Here is a 19,683-nt window from a genome sequence, read left to right as displayed (position 1 = left end):
GGAGGAGAAACAGTGAATATGTACGTATTAATCATGACAATCGCCATAGCATTTCTGATTACCGTCCTTCTATCACCCATTTTCATCCCTTTTTTACGACGTTTAAAGTTTGGGCAAAGTATTCGTGATGAAGGTCCGCAGTCACATATCAAGAAAACGGGAACCCCAACCATGGGCGGAGTCATGATTGTGATCAGTGTTGCCATTACCGCCGTTATCATGGTGAACAAATATAGCGATGGTCCAATTGGCTATGAATTGTGGCTGCTGATTTTTGTACTGGTCGGATACGGGTTGTTGGGCTTTTTGGATGACTTCATCAAAGTGGCCATGAAACGGAATCTCGGCCTGACATCAAAACAGAAAATGGCAGGCCAATTACTGATTGCATTTGTCTTTTATTTTATTTTACACTTGAACGATTATGCCACCTATATTCAAATTCCAGGCACTTCCATTCAGTGGGAGCTTGGTTGGGGCTATGCACTGCTCACCATTTTTATGCTGGTCGGTGCATCCAATGCCGTGAATTTGACAGATGGACTTGATGGACTCCTTGCCGGGACTGCAGCCATAGCGTTTGGGGCATTTGGTATTTTAGCGTGGTATGGATTTCCGCAAAATGACATCACCATCTTTTCTTTGGCGGTTGTAGGTGCATTATTGGGATTTCTTGTGTTTAATGCCCATCCCGCGAAAGTATTTATGGGGGATACAGGATCGCTTGCATTGGGTGGATCCATTGCAGCAATTGCAATTTTAACAAAGCTTGAAATTATGCTTGTGATTATTGGCGGTGTTTTTGTCATTGAAACACTTTCGGTCATTATTCAGGTCATTTCGTTTAAAACAACGGGTAAACGAATTTTTAAAATGAGCCCGCTTCATCATCATTACGAGCTGCTTGGGTGGTCTGAATGGCGAGTTGTGACTACTTTTTGGCTTGTAGGTCTGATTTTTGCGGCGCTCGGTATTTATATAGAGGTGTGGATAGCTTGAAAGAACTGGCAAATTTTCCGTATGTACATGTACTTGTGTTAGGTCTGGCAAAAAGTGGCACCGCTGCTGCCAGGCTTTTATTGCAAAACGGCAGAAAAGTTCGTGTGAATGACAAAAATGCCAATGATGATGATGCGATTGTTGATGAGTTAAAATCAATGGGTGCTGAAGTCGTAACCGGTTCTCATCCCTTGTCCGTATTGGACGGGGTGGAAATCATCATCAAAAATCCTGGAATTCCTTACGATACCCCCTTACTGAAGGAAGCATGCAGGCGTGATATACCGGTTATTACCGAGATAGAACTTGCCGGCAGTCTTTCGGATACAGGCATGATTGGAATAACCGGCTCCAATGGGAAAACAACGACAACGACATTAACGACCGAGATGTTGAAAGCGAGCGACAGGAAAGTGAAGGTGGCGGGGAATATTGGCTATGTAGCGACTGAGGTTGCCCAATCATTGGTAAAAAATGAAAAAATGGTCCTGGAATTATCCTCATTTCAATTGATGGGTGTTCAAACATTTAAACCCAATATAGCTGTTTTGTTAAATATTTTCCGGGCGCATCTTGATTATCACAAAACATTTGAGAATTATAAAAAGGCAAAATGCAATATTTTTGCCAACCAGACTGCAGACGATTACCTGGTCTATAACGCGGATGACCCGACCGTGGCAGAATCCGTCACAACCGCAAACTCGGTCAAAATTCCCTTTTCGTTAAACAAACAGGTCAAAAACGGTGCTTGGGCAGATGACATGAGCATCTACTTCAAGAATGAAAAAATTATTGATAAAGCAGAAATTGTGCTGACAGGTGATCATAACCTGGAGAACATTCTCGCTGCCATTTGTGCTGCAAAGCTGAGTGGGGCCACTAATCAAGGGATTTGTCATGTACTCAGGACCTTTACAGCTGTCCGCCACCGGCTTCAATTCGTCAGCAACGTTCACGGCCGTTTATTTTATAATGATTCCAAAGCTACTAATATACTTGCCGCCCAAAAAGCATTGGCCTCTTTTAACCAGCCTGTTATCCTGCTTGCCGGGGGGCTTGACCGTGGAAATGAATTTGATGACTTAAAGCCGTATCTGGAACAAGTGAAAGGCATCGTCCTGATCGGCGAAACGAAAGAGAAACTGAAACGGGTGGCACTTGAAGCAGGTGTGCCTTTTATAAAAATGGCGGATAAAATGGATGACGCTGTCCAGCAGGCATACGATCTGTCTGAAGCAGGTGATGTCGTATTGCTATCCCCCGCTTGTGCCAGCTGGGATCAGTACCAGACTTTTGAAGAGAGAGGGGACATGTTTATACAAGCTGTGCATACATTATTGTAGGGGCTTGTATAAACAGATGTCAGATACCGGAAATCAGAGGTCAGAGACATAAGTCGGAGATGTTAAAGCCCCTATTCCAATTCATCCGGAAACGGGGTGTTGTTTTGTTGCGAAAATTGTTCAGAACTCGCTATACACCGGACTACACGCTGCTGGTCGTTATACTGCTGCTCTTGTTGATCGGTGCTGTTATGGTTTACAGTTCTTCATACGTGTGGTCCGAATACAAGTATGCGGACCAATTTTTTTACCTTAAACGCCAGTTATTGTTTTGTGGCGTCGGTGTAATCGGAATGTTCTTTTTTATGGCGATTCCGTACAGCACATGGAAAAAACACAGTAAAATCATTTTATTAGCCTGTTTTCTGTTATTACTGGCGGTACTTGTTCCGGGAATCGGTATGGAACGAGGCGGAGCCCAAAGCTGGATTGGCGTTGGAGCCTTCAGTATTCAGCCGTCTGAATTTATGAAACTTGGATTAATCATCTTTTTGGCCGTTTATCTATCTGCCCAACAAAAGTATATAACGTCCCTTAAAAAAGGTTTCGTCCCATCACTTGTGTTGGTATTTACAGCCTTTGGACTTATCATGCTGCAGCCTGACCTGGGCACGGGCGTTGTGCTGGTGGGTACGTGTATGGTCATGATTTATGCAGCCGGAGCCAGACTGCTGCATTTTTTTGGACTTGGTGTCATTGGTGTTATCGGATTTCTTCTGCTTATATTGTCAGCACCATATCGGATCAGCCGTATCACGGCATTCATCAACCCATGGGAAGACCCGTTGGGGGATGGTTTCCAGATTATCCAGTCATTGTATGCAATCGGACCTGGTGGACTGATGGGGCTTGGTTTGGGTGAGAGTATTCAGAAATATTTTTACTTGCCGGAACCGCAAAATGACTTTATTTTTGCTATTGTGGGGGAGGAACTCGGATTTTTGGGCGGCACCTTTGTGATCGGCCTGTTTGCACTGCTGTTCTGGCGTGGTATTAAAGTGGCACTTGAGGCGCCTGATACCTATGGACGGTTATTGGCTCTTGGTATTGTATCCATGCTGACCATTCAGGTTATGATCAATATCAGTGTTGTCATTGGATTGATCCCGGTTACAGGCATTACATTGCCATTTCTGAGTTACGGCGGTTCTTCATTAACATTAACGCTTTTTTCAGCGGGTATTTTGCTGAATATCAGCAGGTATTCAAGACTTTAAAGCTGATCGGTCAAAAATTTATTGAATCTGGTACAAGTTTACTACGTATTCAAACAAAATGTATGATATAATTCGAAATAACAGTCGAGAAACGGCATGGCAAGGTGCCGTTTTCTTCTTCTCAGCTTAGAGAGCATGAATTTCGTGGTGTCATTTCAATATTGAAATCTGCTGGTTCGCCGATTTCTTCGATTCTCACTTCTGATACTGACCACTGAATTCCGGGAGACGAGGCTAATACCGCGTATTTCTAAGCACTTTACAATGAGATAAAGGAAGAAATAGAAATGGGGAAAAAGAATGTCGTTTCAATTGAAGACCGTATACCGACGTTAAAACAAGAACGTAAAAAGAAGGCTAATCGCCGCCTCATCTTTTACCTTTCTATATTTTTCTGTTTAATCGCCATAATCGTTTATCTTCAATCACCGTTAAGTCATGTGAAAACAATTGTGGTTTCCGGTAATTCATTCGTACCGGATGACAAGGTGATTGAGCAAAGCGGCATTGCCAAAGATAAGAATATATGGACAGTTGATGCAACGGAAGCAAGTCGGGCTATCAGTGAAAATCCGGTCATTCAGCAGGCTGAAGTGAATCGGAAGCTTCCGTGGACGATAAATATTGATGTTACCGAATTCAATCATGTGGGCTATGTCATGCAAAATGAACGTTACTATCCCGTTTTGGGAAATGGCAATGTTCTTAAAGATATGGAACAGCAAAACGTCAGCGGTGACGCGCCATTACTTATTGGTTTTTCCGATAAAGATTATTTAAACCAAATGACACAAGAACTGAAAAATCTGCCGACAAGCATTTTGGAACTGATATCAGAAATTCATTGGAAGCCGAGTGATGAGAATGAGCGTAAAATTGTGCTGTATATGAATGATGGTTACATGGTTGACGGGACGATCCGAAATTTTTCTGAAAACATGGGGATTTATCCGTCAATCGTTTCACAGCTGGATCCGGAAAGTAAGGGAATCATACATATCGGGGCCGGCGCCTATTTTGAGGAATTCACCGGCGAAGAAGAAGGAGATACCGGCGAAGAGGAATCCAGCAATGAAAATCAACAGTGAGCAAATTTTTAAACAAAAATGATGAAAAGAAAAGGATTTCATTGTTTTTTTATCGAATTAATTAATAAATATTTTATTTTTGTGCTGATTCTTTTAAAATAGTAGATTGTAGCTTTTTCTTTATAGAATAGAAAAACCATCTGATCATAGCAAACGTTATATATCAGATGCTTCTTATCGGAGGTGCCTTTCCTTGAACAACAGCGAAATACTAGTAAGTCTTGATATAGGTACATCAAAGATTAAAGTGATTATTGGAGAAGTATTATACGACTCTCTGAATATAATAGGGGTCGGTACTGCAAAATCGAATGGTATGAAAAAAGGTGCAATAGTTGATATTGACCAGACTGTTCAGTCGATACGAAATGCAGTGGAGCAGGCGGAAAGAATGGTTGGCATGCAAATTGACAGTGTCGTGGTGGGTGTTAACGGGAATCATATACAATTGCAGGCCTGTCATGGCGTTGTGGCAGTTCAGAGTAACAACCGGGAAATTGGTGATGAAGATGTTAAACGGGTGATCGATGGTGCACAAGTCGTTTCCATTCCACCGGAACGTGAAATCATTGATGTCATACCAAAACAGTTTATTGTTGATGGGCTTGATGAGATAACTGACCCTCGTGGTATGATAGGTGTAAGACTGGAAATGGAAGGAACCATTATTACGTGTACTAAAACTGTTTTGCATAACATGCTGAAGTGTGTGGAACTTGCGGGTCTCCAAATTTCGGATATTTGTTTGCAGTCTCTGGCGGCCGGAACCGTTGCATTATCCGATGATGAGAAAAACCTTGGTGTGACATTAATCGATGTTGGAGGAGGTTCCACAACCGTTTCTGTTTTTGAAAATGATCATTTGGCCGGGACGAGTACCATTCCATTGGGTGGTGACAACATCACGAAGGACTTGTCCATTGGCGTAAGGACTTCAACTGAAGAAGCAGAAGATATTAAGCTGAATTATGGTCATGCTTTCTATAATGATGCTCAGGAAGATGAAACGTTTGACGTATCAATCATCGGCAGTAACCATAGAGAAACATATAATCAACTGCAAATAGCTGACATGATTGAAGCAAGACTCGAAGAAATCTATGCATATGCAGAGCGTGAAGTCCGACGGATGGGCTATCAGCAATTACCCGGCGGATATGTTTTGACAGGCGGTACAATGAAAATGCCGGGCGTTATGGAACTTGCGCAGGACTTATTCCAGTCGAATGTCCGTGTCGCCATTCCTGATTACATAGGTGTCAGAGAGCCACAGTTTACTGCTGGTGTCGGTATCTTGCAATTTGCCTATCGTAATGCGAAAATACAGGGAAAAGAACTTTTACCCTCAGTAGCAGCCAATCCGGGTGAAGTGAAACCTAAACGTACCAAGAAATCGGGAGACTCGGATGCACCGGCTAAGAAAAAGAAAAAAGAATCCGGAATTGCAAATTTATTTAAATATTTCTTTGATTAGTCAAATGGCGTGTTTTACAGATTATTGATGTGTTTTCGGGTATAACCGACCACAAGAGGATCGTATTGATGCGTTGTAATTCTGCATATTAGGAGGAACGGATGTATGTTAGAGTTTGAAACGAATATGGACCAGCTGGCAACAATAAAAGTAATTGGCGTGGGCGGTGGCGGCAGCAATGCTGTCAATCGTATGATTGAACATGGCGTTGAAGGTGTTGAGTTCATTGCTGTCAACACAGATGCACAAGCTTTGAATCTATCAAAAGCAGAAACGAAACTGCAAATCGGCGGTAAATTAACACGTGGATTAGGTGCCGGTGCAAACCCGGAAGTTGGCAGGAAAGCCGCTGAAGAGAATAAAGAACAATTGGAAGAGGCACTGCAGGGTGCCGATATGGTTTTTGTGACAGCTGGCATGGGCGGCGGTACAGGTACGGGTGCTGCACCTGTTATTGCGCAGATTGCCAAAGAACTTGGTGCACTGACGGTAGGTGTTGTGACACGTCCTTTCACATTTGAAGGCAAAAAAAGATCGACCCAGGCAGTATCGGGGATTGATTCATTAAAAACAAGTGTGGACACATTGATTGTTATACCTAACGACCGTCTTCTGGAAATTGTCGATAAGAATACACCAATGCTGGAGGCTTTCCGTGAAGCTGACAATGTATTGCGTCAAGGTGTACAGGGTATCTCGGACCTGATTGCCAAGCCCGGTTTAATCAACGTGGACTTTGCGGATGTGAAAACAATTATGTTTGATAAAGGATCCGCCTTAATGGGAATCGGTATTGCCACTGGTGAAAATCGCGCAGCAGAAGCAGCCAAAAAAGCTATTTCTTCACCACTCCTTGAAACGTCCATTGATGGCGCTCATGGCATACTGATGAACATTACCGGAGGTGCCAACTTAAGTCTTTATGAAGTTCAGGAGTCAGCAGATTTGGTCACCTCAGCTGCGGATAATGAAGTGAATGTTATCTTCGGTTCGGTCATTAACGAAAACTTAAAAGACGAAATTATTGTAACGGTGATTGCAACCGGATTTGATGAAAGTCAAAAAGAGGATAAACAGCCGCGTCAGCGCCCGGTAATCAATCATAACCAGCATGCAGCGACCAGGCCGGTGGAAGATTCTCAGCCTCAGCGCGAGCAAGGACAAAATAAACAGAACCGGCCGAATATACAGGAGGATGAATTGGATATTCCGACCTTTTTACGGAACCGCAACCGTAACCGTTAAGTGAATACTAAAGTGAAACTTCATTCAGAGGGATGTTTTTTCTTTTTCCACTGAAGAAGAGGTACAAAGTCTAAAAACTCGGGCGATGTGTTGCAATGCCTTTGTGACCTGTATCCTGCAGCCCGAACCGTATCGGGTTTTGGTCAGTAACCCGCCGTTTTTTGGCGGGTTACTGACTATTACATGCGGGGAAAATATGAAACGAGCAGTCAGATTTAATCTGGTTGCTCTTTTTTATTTTGGGCTTGATTCTGTTAGAAAAGCTGATTTTCTTATGTTCCCTGACATTGTGACAAATTAGCCGACAAGTCGTTAAAATTAGCCCCATTCGGTTTTCATGAAGTGACAGACTTTTCTCTTCAATCCTACTATACTTCCTAGTAACAGGCTTTCAAAAGAAAGATCAAAAGAACGGGAAACTGAAAATGCCTTAAAATTTGTCTTTTTAATCAATTTGAAGTTAAAGAAACAGGAAAGGAAGAACAATGTGACGATCTATCTTGATGCTGTCTGGCTGTTGAATTTCTTTCTGGATATGATGCTGCTAATGCTTACACAGGTACTTGCCAAAGACAGCACAAGAAAACGCAGGATTATTTTTGGTGCCTTCATAGCTTCATTATTGGTTCCGATTACCATTTATTATCCCGATTCGCCAGTGGATACATTGCCAGGTAAGCTGGTATATTCAGTTGTTATTATTTTATGCAGCTTCAAAATTTATTCAATCTATCGGATGATGAAATTATTGCTTTTATTTTATTTTATAACGTTTTCGATAGGGGGTGGATTGATCGCGATACATTTTCTATTCCAGAATCCAGTAGGCCTGTCTGATAATGGAATTCTTACATTCAACAGCGGTTATGGCGATCCTGTCAGCTGGTTGTTTGTCATGATAGGTTTCCCGTTAAGCTGGTATTTTACCAAAACACGCATGGACAGGCACGCTATTGAGAAAATTCGTTATGACCAACTATGTGAGGTCATCATTAAGTTTCAGAACATCAGTCATTCAACGACAGGTTACATTGACAGTGGCAATCAGCTGACAGACCCATTGACAAAAAAACCGGTCATTATCTGTGACGAATATTTTTTAAAACAATGGTTTACAGAAACGGATTGGAAGGAGCTGAAGCATGTCCATGACACCCTTGATTTTGGAGAACTCCCCCATGAGTGGGAAAAGCGAATTCAAATTGTGCCATATCAGGGTGTTGGAGGCAGCCGTTCATTTATGCTGGCTGTTAAGCCGGACGATATCACAATAGTTTATGACGAGAAAGAAATTGTAACAAGTAAAGTGCTGGTGGGGATTCAATTTGCTGAGCTGACAAAGGATCAATCTTATCGTTGTCTGCTGCATCCGCAAATTATAAAAAGGGCCTCATCAGTTTCAGCTTGAGTGGATCTCAGGTGATTTACGACGTCAGGTAAAAAATTCATATATATCAAAAATCACGAAAAGGAGCGACTTGTTTTGAAACTAATTAGACTTCGTATACGTTTATGGTGGTATAAAATACTATTTAAACTTGGACTTAAAACCGATGAAATTTATTACATAGGCGGCAGTGAAGCACTTCCGCCGCCTTTATCCAAAGAAGAAGAAAAACGCCTGCTGGAGCTTCTTCCGGAGGGCGATAAGTCAGCCAGAGCAATGCTAATTGAACGAAACTTGCGTCTGGTTGTCTATATCGCCCGGAAGTTTGAAAATACCGGGATTAATATTGAAGACCTGATCAGCATTGGTACAATCGGACTGATTAAAGCAGTCAACACCTTTAACCCTGAAAAGAAAATAAAACTCGCTACATACGCTTCAAGATGTATCGAAAATGAAATATTAATGTACTTGAGAAGAAATAATAAGTTGAAATCTGAAATTTCCTTCGATGAACCACTGAATATTGATTGGGACGGTAACGAATTATTGCTGTCAGATGTACTGGGCACAGATGAAGATATTATAACAAGAGATATCGAAACCAGTGTTGATAAACATTTACTTAAAAACGCACTTTCACAGCTGAATCCAAGGGAAAAACAGATAATGGAACTTCGCTTTGGTCTCGTTGGCCAGGAAGCGAAAACGCAAAAAAACGTTGCGGATATGCTTGGTATTTCACAATCTTATATTTCCAGGCTGGAGAAAAAAATTATAAGACGGCTGCAAAAAGAATTTAATAAAATGGTTTGACATACTCCGGCATGATTTACAGCCATTATGAGGCCATTTATAAACCTTTTGGTATTGCATAAAAACCCTCCTATGGGGAGATACTGCTCATGAACAGCATCTCCAACTGGGAGGGTAGAATATGACAAAACATAAAGTTGAAATTTGTGGCGTTGATACGTCAAAATTACCTGTACTGAAAAACGATGAAATGCGTGAATTATTCAAGAAGATGCAGGATGGTGATCTATCAGCACGTGAAGAATTGGTGAACGGCAATTTGCGCCTTGTATTGAGTGTCATTCAGCGCTTTAATAACCGGGGGGAATATGGTGATGATTTATTTCAGGTAGGCTGTATTGGACTTATGAAATCGATTGATAATTTTGATTTAGGACATAATGTAAAGTTTTCCACCTATGCTGTGCCGATGATCATAGGTGAAATCAGACGATATCTAAGGGACAACAATCCTATCAGGGTATCAAGGTCTTTGCGTGATACTGCTTATAAAGCCCTTCAAGTCAGGGAGAAATTAATCAGTAGAACGTCCAAAGAACCGACAGCAATGGAAATAGCAGAGGAGATGGATGTGGACCATTCCGACATTGTTTTTGCAATGGATGCGATTCAGGACCCTGTGTCGCTGTTTGAGCCTATTTATAATGATGGCGGTGATCCGATCTATGTCATGGATCAATTGAGCGATGATAAAGATAAGGACTCACTTTGGGTTGATAAGCTATCGCTGAAAGAAGGGATGTATCAGCTGAACGAACGTGAAAAAAACATCTTGAATAAACGCTTTTTTCAAGGGAAAACCCAAATGGAAGTGGCTGATGAAATCGGTATATCTCAGGCCCAGGTGTCTCGTCTTGAAAAAGCAGCCATTGACCAAATGAACAAAGAAATGTTCGAGTAAAACAATGTGGGGAAGACTAGGAACAACTGAATTGTCAATATGTAAAAACGGTGCCAAGTGCTTTTGGCACCGTTTTTTGTTGGGGATGATACAACGAATGCTCATCAGCCTGTACCTTCACAGGCTGGATTTATGCGCAATAAAAAGTGGAAACATAATATTATCACCACCCGGATGCATATACATGTCTAATAAGAGGCAGGTGAGACATGTGGTAACATTATCCGAGCTGCAAATAAAAGAAGTTATTGTGATGAATGACGGCAAACGGTTAGGTCATATTTCCGATTTGGAAATCGACGGGGATAACGGAAGAATTACAGCGCTGGTTATCATGGCAAAAGAGAAAAAGTCGGGTTTTTTCGGAAAATCTGATGAACTTATTATTCCCTGGAATTATATTGAGGTGATTGGTACGGATGTCATATTGGTCAAAGAAGTGAAAACTCCTTCCCTTTATACAGAACAGAAATTGCTCGAATAATGGCTTAAATATGATAGAATAAAACTAGCACACGATGCTGATTAGGAGGAAAACGGATGACCGAACCATTTCAGCAAGTGACAGAATCGAGTTTAGCTTTAACAAAATGGGAACAGCTGATTCCTGGTATGAAAGCAGGTTTCACTACGAGGAATGGCGGGATTTCTGCAGCTCCTTTTAACACATTGAACCTCGGCTTACATGTATTGGATCATTCAGAAAATGTAATTGCCAATAGACGGAAACTGACGGAAATCGTTCACGTTCCACTGGAATCCTGGGTATCTGGAGAACAGACACATCAGACGAACGTTCATATGGTGACCAATGATGATAAAGGGAAAGGTTCAACACGATACGATACGACGCTTAAACAAATTGACGGGCTTATGACCAATCAAAAAGGTATATTGTGCACCGCATTTTTTGCCGATTGTGTTCCCGTCTATTTCGCTGATCCAAAAACCGGGTATATTGGGATTGCGCATGCCGGGTGGAAAGGGACTGTTCATCAAATTGGGCGAAAGATGGTTGAAACATTACAATCGGCCGGTGCAGATCCGGCTGATTTACTTGTGGCAATCGGTCCGAGCATATCCCGTGATGCCTATGAGGTGGATGAACGCGTTGTGAACCATATCCCTGACGAATTTTTCGAAAAGGTAGTGACACCTAAGGGAAATAACCGTTTTTTGCTTGATTTAAAGGAATTAAACGCAGAAATCCTTTTACAACAGGGCGTTTTACGTCATAATATAGACATAACAAATTATTGCACATTCCGTGACGAAGACTTATTTTTTTCACACCGGCGTGATCAGGGTAAAACAGGCAGAATGCTCGGCTATATAGGTTACGGAAAATAATGGATGGGGAGGACGGAGGATATAATGGATGTCGCAGAAAATTTGCACCGTATCAGACAAAATATTGAACAAGCTTGTAAAAACAGTAATCGAAATCCCGACGAAATAACCATCATTGCTGTTACGAAATATGTTACAATAGATCGGACAGAAGAAGCGATTCATGCAGGAATCAAAAATCTTGGCGAAAATCGTCTGGAAGGCTTCCTGGAAAAGCACGAATACATACAAGATAGAGCATCATGGCATTTTATCGGAACATTGCAGTCAAGAAAAGTCAAAGAAGTCGTCGGTAAAGTTGATGCGATTCATTCCCTTGACCGGATGTCGCTTGCCAAGGAAATCAATAAGCGGGCAGCAAAACCGGTTGATTGTTTTGTCCAGGTGAATGTGAGCGGTGAGGAAACGAAACATGGCCTTGCCCCTGATGAGACGCTTCCGTTCATTAAAGAGCTGAAAGAGTTTGAAAACATCCGTGTGGCAGGACTGATGACCATGGCACCGCATATTGATGATGAAAACCGGCTTCGTGGTATTTTCAGGCAATTGGCCTCATTAAGGGAGAACGTAAAAGCTGAACAGTTGGATTATGCTCCATGTGATGGCTTATCAATGGGCATGAGCAATGACTATCAGATTGCTGTAGAGGAGGGTGCAACACATATCCGAATCGGCACTGATCTGGTTGGATCCTAATAACGGGGTGAAAAGATGAGTATTAAAAACAAAATCAAAACCTTTTTCACAATGGAAGACGACTATGAGTATGTTGAGCAGCAGGAAGAAATCAATGATTATGAACCTGTCAACCAAAAGAACGGTAATGGGAATGTTGTCAGTTTAACAAGCATGCAGGGACCGACGTCAAAAGTCGTGTTATATGAACCTCGCAGTTATAGTGAGGCACAGGAGATTGCCGATAATGTCGTCAATAAACGGGCAGTCGTCATTAATTTGCAACGGCTTGATCATCAGCAGGCCAAACGCATTGTCGATTTTTTGAGTGGCACAGTGTATGCGATAAACGGCGATATTCAAAAACTCGGTGCCGGGACATTTCTATGTACAGCGGATAATGTCGATGTATCGGGTTCCATAACAGAATCACTTGTTGAAGAAGACGATTACAGTAAAGGATGGTAGCCAACATGCAATCACTACTTAGTTTATTATATCTGGCATTGGAGCTCTACAGCTTTGCCTTGATCATCTATATATTCATGTCCTGGTTTCCGGGGGCGCGTGAATCGTCATTTGGTGTCTTTTTGGCCAAAATTTGCGAACCATATCTTGAACCATTCCGGCGGATTATACCACCGATAGGTATGCTTGACATCTCCCCGATTGTAGCCATTTTTGTTCTGTACTTTGCCAGAGCGTTTGGATTGCCGGTTCTGTTCAGCTGGTTTTAGCGGGGGAGACACACATGGAAATTTACCAGCATTATAGAAAAAATGAACACCCATTTATTGACCAGGCATTGTCATGGATTGATCGTGTTGAAAAAAACTATCAAACGAAAATGACGGATTTCCTTGACCCAAGAGAACAGGAAATTGTTGAAACGCTTGCCAGGACAAGTATGGAAGATTTAAAGGTTTGCAAATTTGGCGGCAGCAAACATGCTGAAAGACAGCGGGTGATTATTGCGCCAATGTACGAAGACGTTACGGAAGACGCTTTTCAGCTTACTTTACTGCAAGGGTCCTATCATGACAAGTTTGTGTCTCTCGGCCATCGTGATGTGATGGGTGCTTTTTTGTCCTTGGGGATTAAACGGCAAAAACTGGGCGATGTCATGGCTGAAGATGGGCTGATCCAAATGATCATGGCAGAGGAAGTTGCACCATATGTGCTTACAAATCTGACCGCCATTAAAAAAGCAAAGATCAGCCTGGAAGAACAGCCGCTTTCATCTGTTGTGGAAAAAGAGATGAATTGGGATGAGTCAAATCAGGTTGTATCTTCACTCCGGCTGGATACCGTTATCAAAGCTATATACAATTTATCCCGAAAAGATGCAGCTGACATGATCACAAAGGGCCTGGTTAAAGTAAACTATAAAGTGACGGACGACCGCAAATTGATTCTGGAAGCCGGTGACATGCTCTCCGTGAGAGGAAAAGGAAGAAGTAAACTGATTGGAATCAACGGCCGGACAAAAAAGGATAACATCAGCATCACAACAGCCCGATTAAAATAATATAAATAAATTTGCAGGATTTGTGGTTTTTTTGTCAAAATAATATATAATATGGACTTATATCATTTTTAAAGTTAAATCAGATAAAACCACTTGAGGAGGTGGCCTGTGTGTCATTAACACCGCTGGATATTCACAATAAGGAATTTACAAGAAGTTTTCGCGGGTATGATGAGGATGAGGTTAATGAATTTTTGGACCAGGTTATCAAAGATTATGAAATGACCATCCGTGAGAAAAAAGATTTGCAGGAAAAAGTTGACCAGTTAAATGAAAAGCTGGGGCATTTTACTGATATTGAAAGTACATTGAATAACTCAATTCTGATTGCACAGGAAACGGCCGAAGAATTGAAAGGAAATGCGCAGAAAGAATCCAAATTAATCATTAAGGAAGCCGAGAAAAATGCAGACAGGATTGTGAATGAAGCTTTGAACAAATCCCGCAGAATTGAGATGGATATTGAAGAGTTGAAGAAACAGGCAAAAGTGTTCCGCACACGCTTGAAAATGCTTGTGGAAGCCCAGCTTGATGTCATTGATGCCGGTGACTGGGACGATTTATTTGATGAGGAGGATGACGGGGAAGCGGAAGACTTGCCCGACTACGCGGAAACAAAGGCATAGGCCTTGACGTCTTTTCGTATTTTACATATAATCTTTTTATATAAATATCTATACGATGACGGAGACAGTATGAGTGTGTCGCTGTCCAGCGAGTCAGGAACTGGTGGAAGCCTGATGCAGTGTAACATTCTGAACATCACTCCCGAGTATCCATTCTGAACACGTAAGTAGGAATGGACGGTTCATTCACGTTACGAATCTCGAGTGAATTTAAAATGGATCGAAGGACGATTTTTAAATTTATAAGGGTGGTACCGCGAGTCTTCTCGTCCCTTTTGGGGATGGGAAGGCTTTTTTGGTTTCGGCTTTATGAATGCTCAACTTTTAAAGACAAGGAGGAAAAAGATTGGATTATAAAGAAACATTATTGATGCCAAAGACGAAGTTCCCGATGCGCGGGAATTTGCCGAATAAAGAACCTGAACGGCAAAAAAAATGGGATGACAATCGAATTTATGAGAAGGATCTTGAACGTACAAAAGGACGTCCGCTGTTCATCCTGCATGACGGACCGCCGTATGCGAATGGTGATTTGCATATCGGGCATGCATTGAACAAAATTTTGAAGGATTTTATTACACGGTATAAATCTATGAGCGGCTACCATGCACCATATGTTCCCGGGTGGGATACTCATGGCCTGCCAGTGGAGACTGCACTAACCAAAAAGAAAAAAGTAGACCGCAAAAAAATGAGCATTGCCGAGTTCAGGCAAAAATGCGCTGAATATGCGATGGGACAGCTCGACAATCAGCGTTCACAGTTTAAAAAGTTTGGTGTCCGCGGTGATTGGAATAATCCGTATATTACGCTGTCAAAGGACTATGAAGCAGCCCAAATCAGGGTATTCGGTGAAATGGCCAAAAAAGGATACATTTACAGAGGGCTGAAACCAGTTTATTGGTCACCTTCGTCTGAATCTGCGCTGGCTGAAGCGGAAATCGAATATTATGATAAGCGTTCACCTTCCATTTATGTGGCGTTTGACGTTAAAGATGGCAAGGATGTACTTGATGGCGATGAAAAAATCATCATCTGGACGACAACACCATGGACGATTCCGGCAAACCTTGGTATTGCCATGCATCCCGAATTGGAATATGCGGTTGTGGCTGTCAATGGTGAGAAATATGTGATTGCTCATGAACTACTGGAAACAATTACCGAAGAGCTGGAATGGGAAAACCCGGAAGTCATCAAAACATTCAAGGGGGAGGAAGCGAATAAAGTTGTTGCCAAACATCCGTTTTATGATCGTGACTCGCTTGTGATGCTTGGTGAGCATGTGACGACAGATGCGGGAACCGGCTGTGTACACACGTCACCGGGACACGGGGAAGATGATTTCTACATGTCACGTGTGTATGGCCTTGAGCCACTTTCTCCAGTTGATGAACAGGGGTATTTCACAGATGAGGCACCAGGCTTTGAAGGACAGTTTTATGACAAAGCTAATAAAGCGATCACTGAAAAGTTGGAAGAGGTCGGATCGCTTCTGAAGCTGTCATTTATTACACATTCGTATCCGCATGACTGGCGTACGAAAAAGCCGACGATCTTCCGGGCAACCTCACAATGGTTTGCTTCCATCAAGGATTTTCGTCAGGATATCCTGGATGAGATTAAGCGCATCAACTGGTATCCGTCATGGGGGGAAACGCGGTTGCACAACATGGTGCGGGACCGCGAAGACTGGTGTATTTCCCGTCAGCGGACATGGGGTGTGCCGATACCTGTTTTTTATGCTGAAGACGGTACACCGATCATCAATGACAAAACCATCGAACACGTTTCCAAACTATTTGCTGAATACGGTTCGAACGTCTGGTTTGAACGGGAAGCCAAAGATCTTTTGCCTGAAGGATTTACGTCTGAACATAGCCCTAATGGTAAATTCACGAAAGAAACGGATATCATGGACGTCTGGTTTGATTCCGGTTCGTCTCATGAAGCTGTCTTAATGGGAAGAGAGGATCATAAGCGTCCGGCTGATGTTTATCTTGAAGGAAGCGATCAGTACCGCGGCTGGTTCAATTCATCCATCTCTACAGCAGTAGCGGTTACCGGCAAGGCACCATTTGAAGCGATTGTCAGCCACGGGTTCACATTGGATGGCAATGGCCGTAAAATGAGTAAATCACTCGGCAATGTTATGGATCCGTTAAAAATTCAAAAACAACTTGGAATTGATATTCTGCGTCTATGGGTATCGTCGGTTGATTATCAGGCAGATGTGCGGATTTCCCAGGAGATTTTGAAACAAATTTCCGAAGCTTATCGTAAAATCCGCAACACGGTTCGGTTTATGCTTGGCAATTTGGCTGATTTTGATCCGGCAAAAGACACCGTTCCTGAGGCGGATATGGAAGAAGCTGACCGTTATATGCTGCACCGGCTGCAGAAATTATTGAAGAACGTCCGGGACAGCTATGATATTTATGAGTATTCACCAATCTATTCGCAAATTCATAACTTCTGTGCAGTTGATTTGAGTTCATTCTATCTCGATTATGCCAAAGATATATTGTATATTGAGGCAGCGGATAGCCACCGCCGCAGAAGTATCCAGACAGCTTACTATGAAATTGTGACGACATTGGTAAAACTCTTAACGCCAATTATCCCGCATACGACAGATGAGATGTGGGAATACATCCCCGGTGTCCGCGAAGAAAGTGTGCAGCTGACCGATATTCCGGAACCAAGAGAGATCACCGGATTTGATACCTTGTATGAAAAATGGGATCATTTCATGAATGTCCGTGATGATGTCCTGAAAGCATTAGAAGAAGCAAGGGAAGAAAAAATTATTGGCAAATCACTGGAGGCCAAATTAACTGTTGTTCCTAAAGATGATCAGACAGCAGAAGTTTTAAACGGCATTTCCAACGTCCATCAGCTGTTCATCGTATCTGAGGCTGATATAACAAATGAAGCATCTGATGCCAATGAATACCGGTATGTCGATGTTCTAGTGGAAAAACATCCCGGTGAAACATGTGCACGGTGCTGGACGGTTTCTGAAACCGTTGGCGACGATAAAGCGCATCCGGATTTATGTTCACGGTGTGCCGATATCGTAAAAGTGCATTATAGCGCATAAAGCAAAAGGCGCCTATTCCTTTTGAAGTCATTCAAGGGAGAAGGCGCTTTTCTCTTATTTATGGTAAAATGCTGAAGGAACCTTTAAAATGTAAAGGGATAAGACAAATGGAGGAACTGAAATGTTTTTGTATTACATATTGGCAATATTCGTGATTGCGGTCGATCAGCTGACCAAGTGGGTGGTCGTCAAAACAATGGAACTTGGTGAACAAATAACGGTTATCGAGAATTTTTTCTATTTAACGTCACACCGTAATAGTGGGGCAGCATGGGGAATTCTCCAGGGGCAGATGGGCTTTTTTTACGTCGTCACAGCCATTGTTGTAGTAGGCTTAATATATTTCATGCAAAAATATGCCAGAGAGCGTAAAATGCTGGCAATTGCTCTCAGTTTGATTCTCGGCGGTGCAATAGGGAATTTCATTGACCGTCTGTTCCGGAAAGAAGTGATAGACTTTTTTGACTTCATGATATTCAGGTATGACTATCCGATATTTAATATAGCGGATTCAGCTCTGGTAGTGGGCGTGATTATCGTAATCATTATGACCATCATTGATGAACGAAAGGAAAAGCGGCAAAATGACACAACAGCACAGCGTAACTGAAACTGAAGCGAATACACGTATTGATAAATTGATCTCCGGCATGATGACTGATGCATCACGTTCAGAGATTCAAGCGTGGATAGCAGATGGTCATGTCCATGTCAACGGACAACGGGTAAAAGCCAATTACAAATGTCATACCGGTGATGTTGTCGAATGGACAGTGCCCGAACCGGAAACGTTAACGATTGAACCGGAAAATATCCCATTGTCAGTGGTATATGAGGATTCCGATCTTTTGGTTGTCAATAAGCCAAAGGGAATGGTTGTCCACCCGTCAGCAGGCCATCAGCATGGTACCCTTGTGAATGCACTGCTCCACCATTGTGAAAGTTTGTCACATGTGAACAGCGAGGAGCGGCCGGGCATTGTCCACCGCATTGATAAAGATACGAGCGGTTTATTGATTGTCGCCAAAAATGATCAGACGCATATCAGTCTTGCTGAACAGCTGCGTACAAAAGATATTGATCGGCGGTATGAAGCCATTGTCCATGGTTTGATTCAGCATGAAACAGGCTTGATTGATGCCCCAATCGGAAGAGATCCAAACGACCGGAAAAAGATGGGTGTTGTCAATAACGGAAGGCATGCTGTTACGCATTTTCGTGTCCTAAATCGTTACAGGGGTTTCACCCATGTGGAATGTGAGCTTGAAACAGGCCGTACGCATCAAATCCGTGTTCATATGAAATATATCGGCTTTCCGATTGTCGGTGATCCGAAATATGGACAACGGAAAACGCTGGATGTTGGAGGACAGGCACTGCACGCGAAATCATTGTCTTTTATTCATCCGACAACGAATGAACAGCTGCAGTTTGAAGTTGAAGCGCCGTCCTATTTTCAGGAACTGCTGGCACAACTTGAGCGCTAATTGCGATGTCTCACATTTTAAGCAGGCTAAAAGATTAGTACTTTGAAGCACATTTGAAAATGAAGAAAAGCGGAAACTGATCCCACTTTTTTTGACTATTTTCATGTCTTCAGTGATTGAAGGAAGAAACAGAGACAGTTAATTCTTAAAAATATATTATCATCCCATTTTCTTTAACTGTTCTTTTTATTTTACCATGTTTTGCATAGGGAAGGATAGGCATAAAGAATTTTTACAGAATGTGCTGAAAAAGCATTGACAGGTGATGGGAACTTTGTCATAATTATCTCAAATAAATATCTTGACTTTTGCAGTTAAAAGGAAGAAAAAACAGCCTTGAACCCGTATATAGCTTGGGTTTCAGGCTGTTTTCTTATGTCACAAACTTGTAGTGTAAATCAGCTTATTTTAGTCTCTCCTAAAATTTTTTTAATTTCTTTG

General features: G+C 42.2%; 19 protein-coding genes and 1 other annotated feature. All 19 genes read left to right on the top strand.

The window, feature by feature from the left end; genetic code table 11:
• Positions 1–18 precede the first annotated feature (18 nt).
• The 19 genes from mraY to VK080_RS06615 all read left to right on the top strand — a co-directional run bounded on the left by mraY (position 19) and on the right by VK080_RS06615 (position 19,242).
• Positions 19–999: a phospho-N-acetylmuramoyl-pentapeptide-transferase gene (gene mraY / locus VK080_RS06705; RefSeq protein ID WP_414672226.1), complete on the top strand. Its 981-nt coding sequence runs from the start codon at positions 19–21 to the stop codon at positions 997–999.
• Positions 996–2,345, top strand: a complete 1,350-nt coding sequence (gene murD / locus VK080_RS06700; protein WP_324223999.1) for a UDP-N-acetylmuramoyl-L-alanine--D-glutamate ligase — start codon at positions 996–998, stop codon at positions 2,343–2,345. The genes mraY and murD overlap by 4 nt, the downstream gene beginning before the upstream one ends.
• Before the next feature lie 116 nt (positions 2,346–2,461).
• The gene (gene spoVE / locus VK080_RS06695) at positions 2,462–3,562 is read left to right on the top strand and encodes a stage V sporulation protein E (protein WP_414672225.1); all 1,101 of its coding nucleotides are present in this window, start codon (positions 2,462–2,464) and stop codon (positions 3,560–3,562) included.
• A gap of 287 nt (positions 3,563–3,849) precedes the next feature.
• Positions 3,850–4,650, top strand: coding sequence for a cell division protein FtsQ/DivIB (locus VK080_RS06690; RefSeq protein WP_324223997.1), 801 nt, complete (start codon positions 3,850–3,852; stop codon positions 4,648–4,650).
• Between the two features lie 193 nt (positions 4,651–4,843).
• On the top strand, positions 4,844–6,124 hold the full coding sequence (gene ftsA, locus VK080_RS06685; protein WP_324223996.1) for a cell division protein FtsA: 1,281 nt from the start codon (positions 4,844–4,846) through the stop codon (positions 6,122–6,124).
• A 105-nt stretch (positions 6,125–6,229) separates the two neighbouring features.
• Positions 6,230–7,369, top strand: a complete 1,140-nt coding sequence (ftsZ, locus tag VK080_RS06680; protein ID WP_324223995.1) for a cell division protein FtsZ — start codon at positions 6,230–6,232, stop codon at positions 7,367–7,369.
• Between the two features lie 487 nt (positions 7,370–7,856).
• Complete coding sequence (spoIIGA, locus tag VK080_RS06675) at positions 7,857–8,777, top strand: sigma-E processing peptidase SpoIIGA (RefSeq protein ID WP_324223994.1); 921 nt, start codon at positions 7,857–7,859, stop codon at positions 8,775–8,777.
• A 75-nt stretch (positions 8,778–8,852) separates the two neighbouring features.
• Positions 8,853–9,572, top strand: coding sequence for an RNA polymerase sporulation sigma factor SigE (sigE, locus tag VK080_RS06670; protein ID WP_324223993.1), 720 nt, complete (start codon positions 8,853–8,855; stop codon positions 9,570–9,572).
• 121 nt (positions 9,573–9,693) lie between these two features.
• A complete protein-coding gene (gene sigG, locus VK080_RS06665) occupies positions 9,694–10,473 on the top strand; it encodes an RNA polymerase sporulation sigma factor SigG (RefSeq protein ID WP_324223992.1) in 780 nt (259 codons plus the stop codon).
• Positions 10,474–10,657: 184 nt separating this feature from the next.
• The gene (locus tag VK080_RS06660) at positions 10,658–10,957 is read left to right on the top strand and encodes a YlmC/YmxH family sporulation protein (protein WP_414672224.1); all 300 of its coding nucleotides are present in this window, start codon (positions 10,658–10,660) and stop codon (positions 10,955–10,957) included.
• 56 nt (positions 10,958–11,013) lie between these two features.
• On the top strand, positions 11,014–11,823 hold the full coding sequence (gene pgeF / locus VK080_RS06655) for a peptidoglycan editing factor PgeF (RefSeq protein WP_324223991.1): 810 nt from the start codon (positions 11,014–11,016) through the stop codon (positions 11,821–11,823).
• Between the two features lie 24 nt (positions 11,824–11,847).
• The gene (locus VK080_RS06650; RefSeq protein WP_324223990.1) at positions 11,848–12,519 is read left to right on the top strand and encodes a YggS family pyridoxal phosphate-dependent enzyme; all 672 of its coding nucleotides are present in this window, start codon (positions 11,848–11,850) and stop codon (positions 12,517–12,519) included.
• Between the two features lie 15 nt (positions 12,520–12,534).
• Positions 12,535–12,966 carry a cell division protein SepF gene (locus tag VK080_RS06645; RefSeq protein ID WP_324223989.1) on the top strand — a complete coding sequence of 144 codons (432 nt, stop codon included), beginning with the start codon at positions 12,535–12,537 and terminating at the stop codon, positions 12,964–12,966.
• Between the two features lie 5 nt (positions 12,967–12,971).
• On the top strand, positions 12,972–13,235 hold the full coding sequence (locus tag VK080_RS06640) for a YggT family protein (RefSeq protein ID WP_324223988.1): 264 nt from the start codon (positions 12,972–12,974) through the stop codon (positions 13,233–13,235).
• 14 nt (positions 13,236–13,249) lie between these two features.
• The gene (locus VK080_RS06635) at positions 13,250–14,026 is read left to right on the top strand and encodes an RNA-binding protein (protein WP_324223987.1); all 777 of its coding nucleotides are present in this window, start codon (positions 13,250–13,252) and stop codon (positions 14,024–14,026) included.
• Positions 14,027–14,136: 110 nt separating this feature from the next.
• The gene (locus tag VK080_RS06630; RefSeq protein ID WP_324223986.1) at positions 14,137–14,652 is read left to right on the top strand and encodes a DivIVA domain-containing protein; all 516 of its coding nucleotides are present in this window, start codon (positions 14,137–14,139) and stop codon (positions 14,650–14,652) included.
• 46 nt (positions 14,653–14,698) lie between these two features.
• Positions 14,699–14,929, top strand: a binding site (T-box leader).
• Positions 14,930–14,998: 69 nt separating this feature from the next.
• A complete protein-coding gene (ileS, locus tag VK080_RS06625) occupies positions 14,999–17,755 on the top strand; it encodes an isoleucine--tRNA ligase (protein ID WP_324223985.1) in 2,757 nt (918 codons plus the stop codon).
• Positions 17,756–17,876: 121 nt separating this feature from the next.
• Positions 17,877–18,365, top strand: coding sequence for a signal peptidase II (lspA, locus tag VK080_RS06620; RefSeq protein ID WP_324223984.1), 489 nt, complete (start codon positions 17,877–17,879; stop codon positions 18,363–18,365).
• Positions 18,340–19,242 carry an RluA family pseudouridine synthase gene (locus VK080_RS06615; protein WP_324223983.1) on the top strand — a complete coding sequence of 301 codons (903 nt, stop codon included), beginning with the start codon at positions 18,340–18,342 and terminating at the stop codon, positions 19,240–19,242. The genes lspA and VK080_RS06615 overlap by 26 nt, the downstream gene beginning before the upstream one ends.
• Positions 19,243–19,683: the final 441 nt, after the last annotated feature.

The organism is Lentibacillus sp. (assembly GCF_035301925.1).
In the GTDB taxonomy this organism is placed as follows: domain Bacteria; phylum Bacillota; class Bacilli; order Bacillales; family Amphibacillaceae; genus Lentibacillus.
This window is presented reverse-complemented; position numbering and strand designations above follow the sequence as displayed.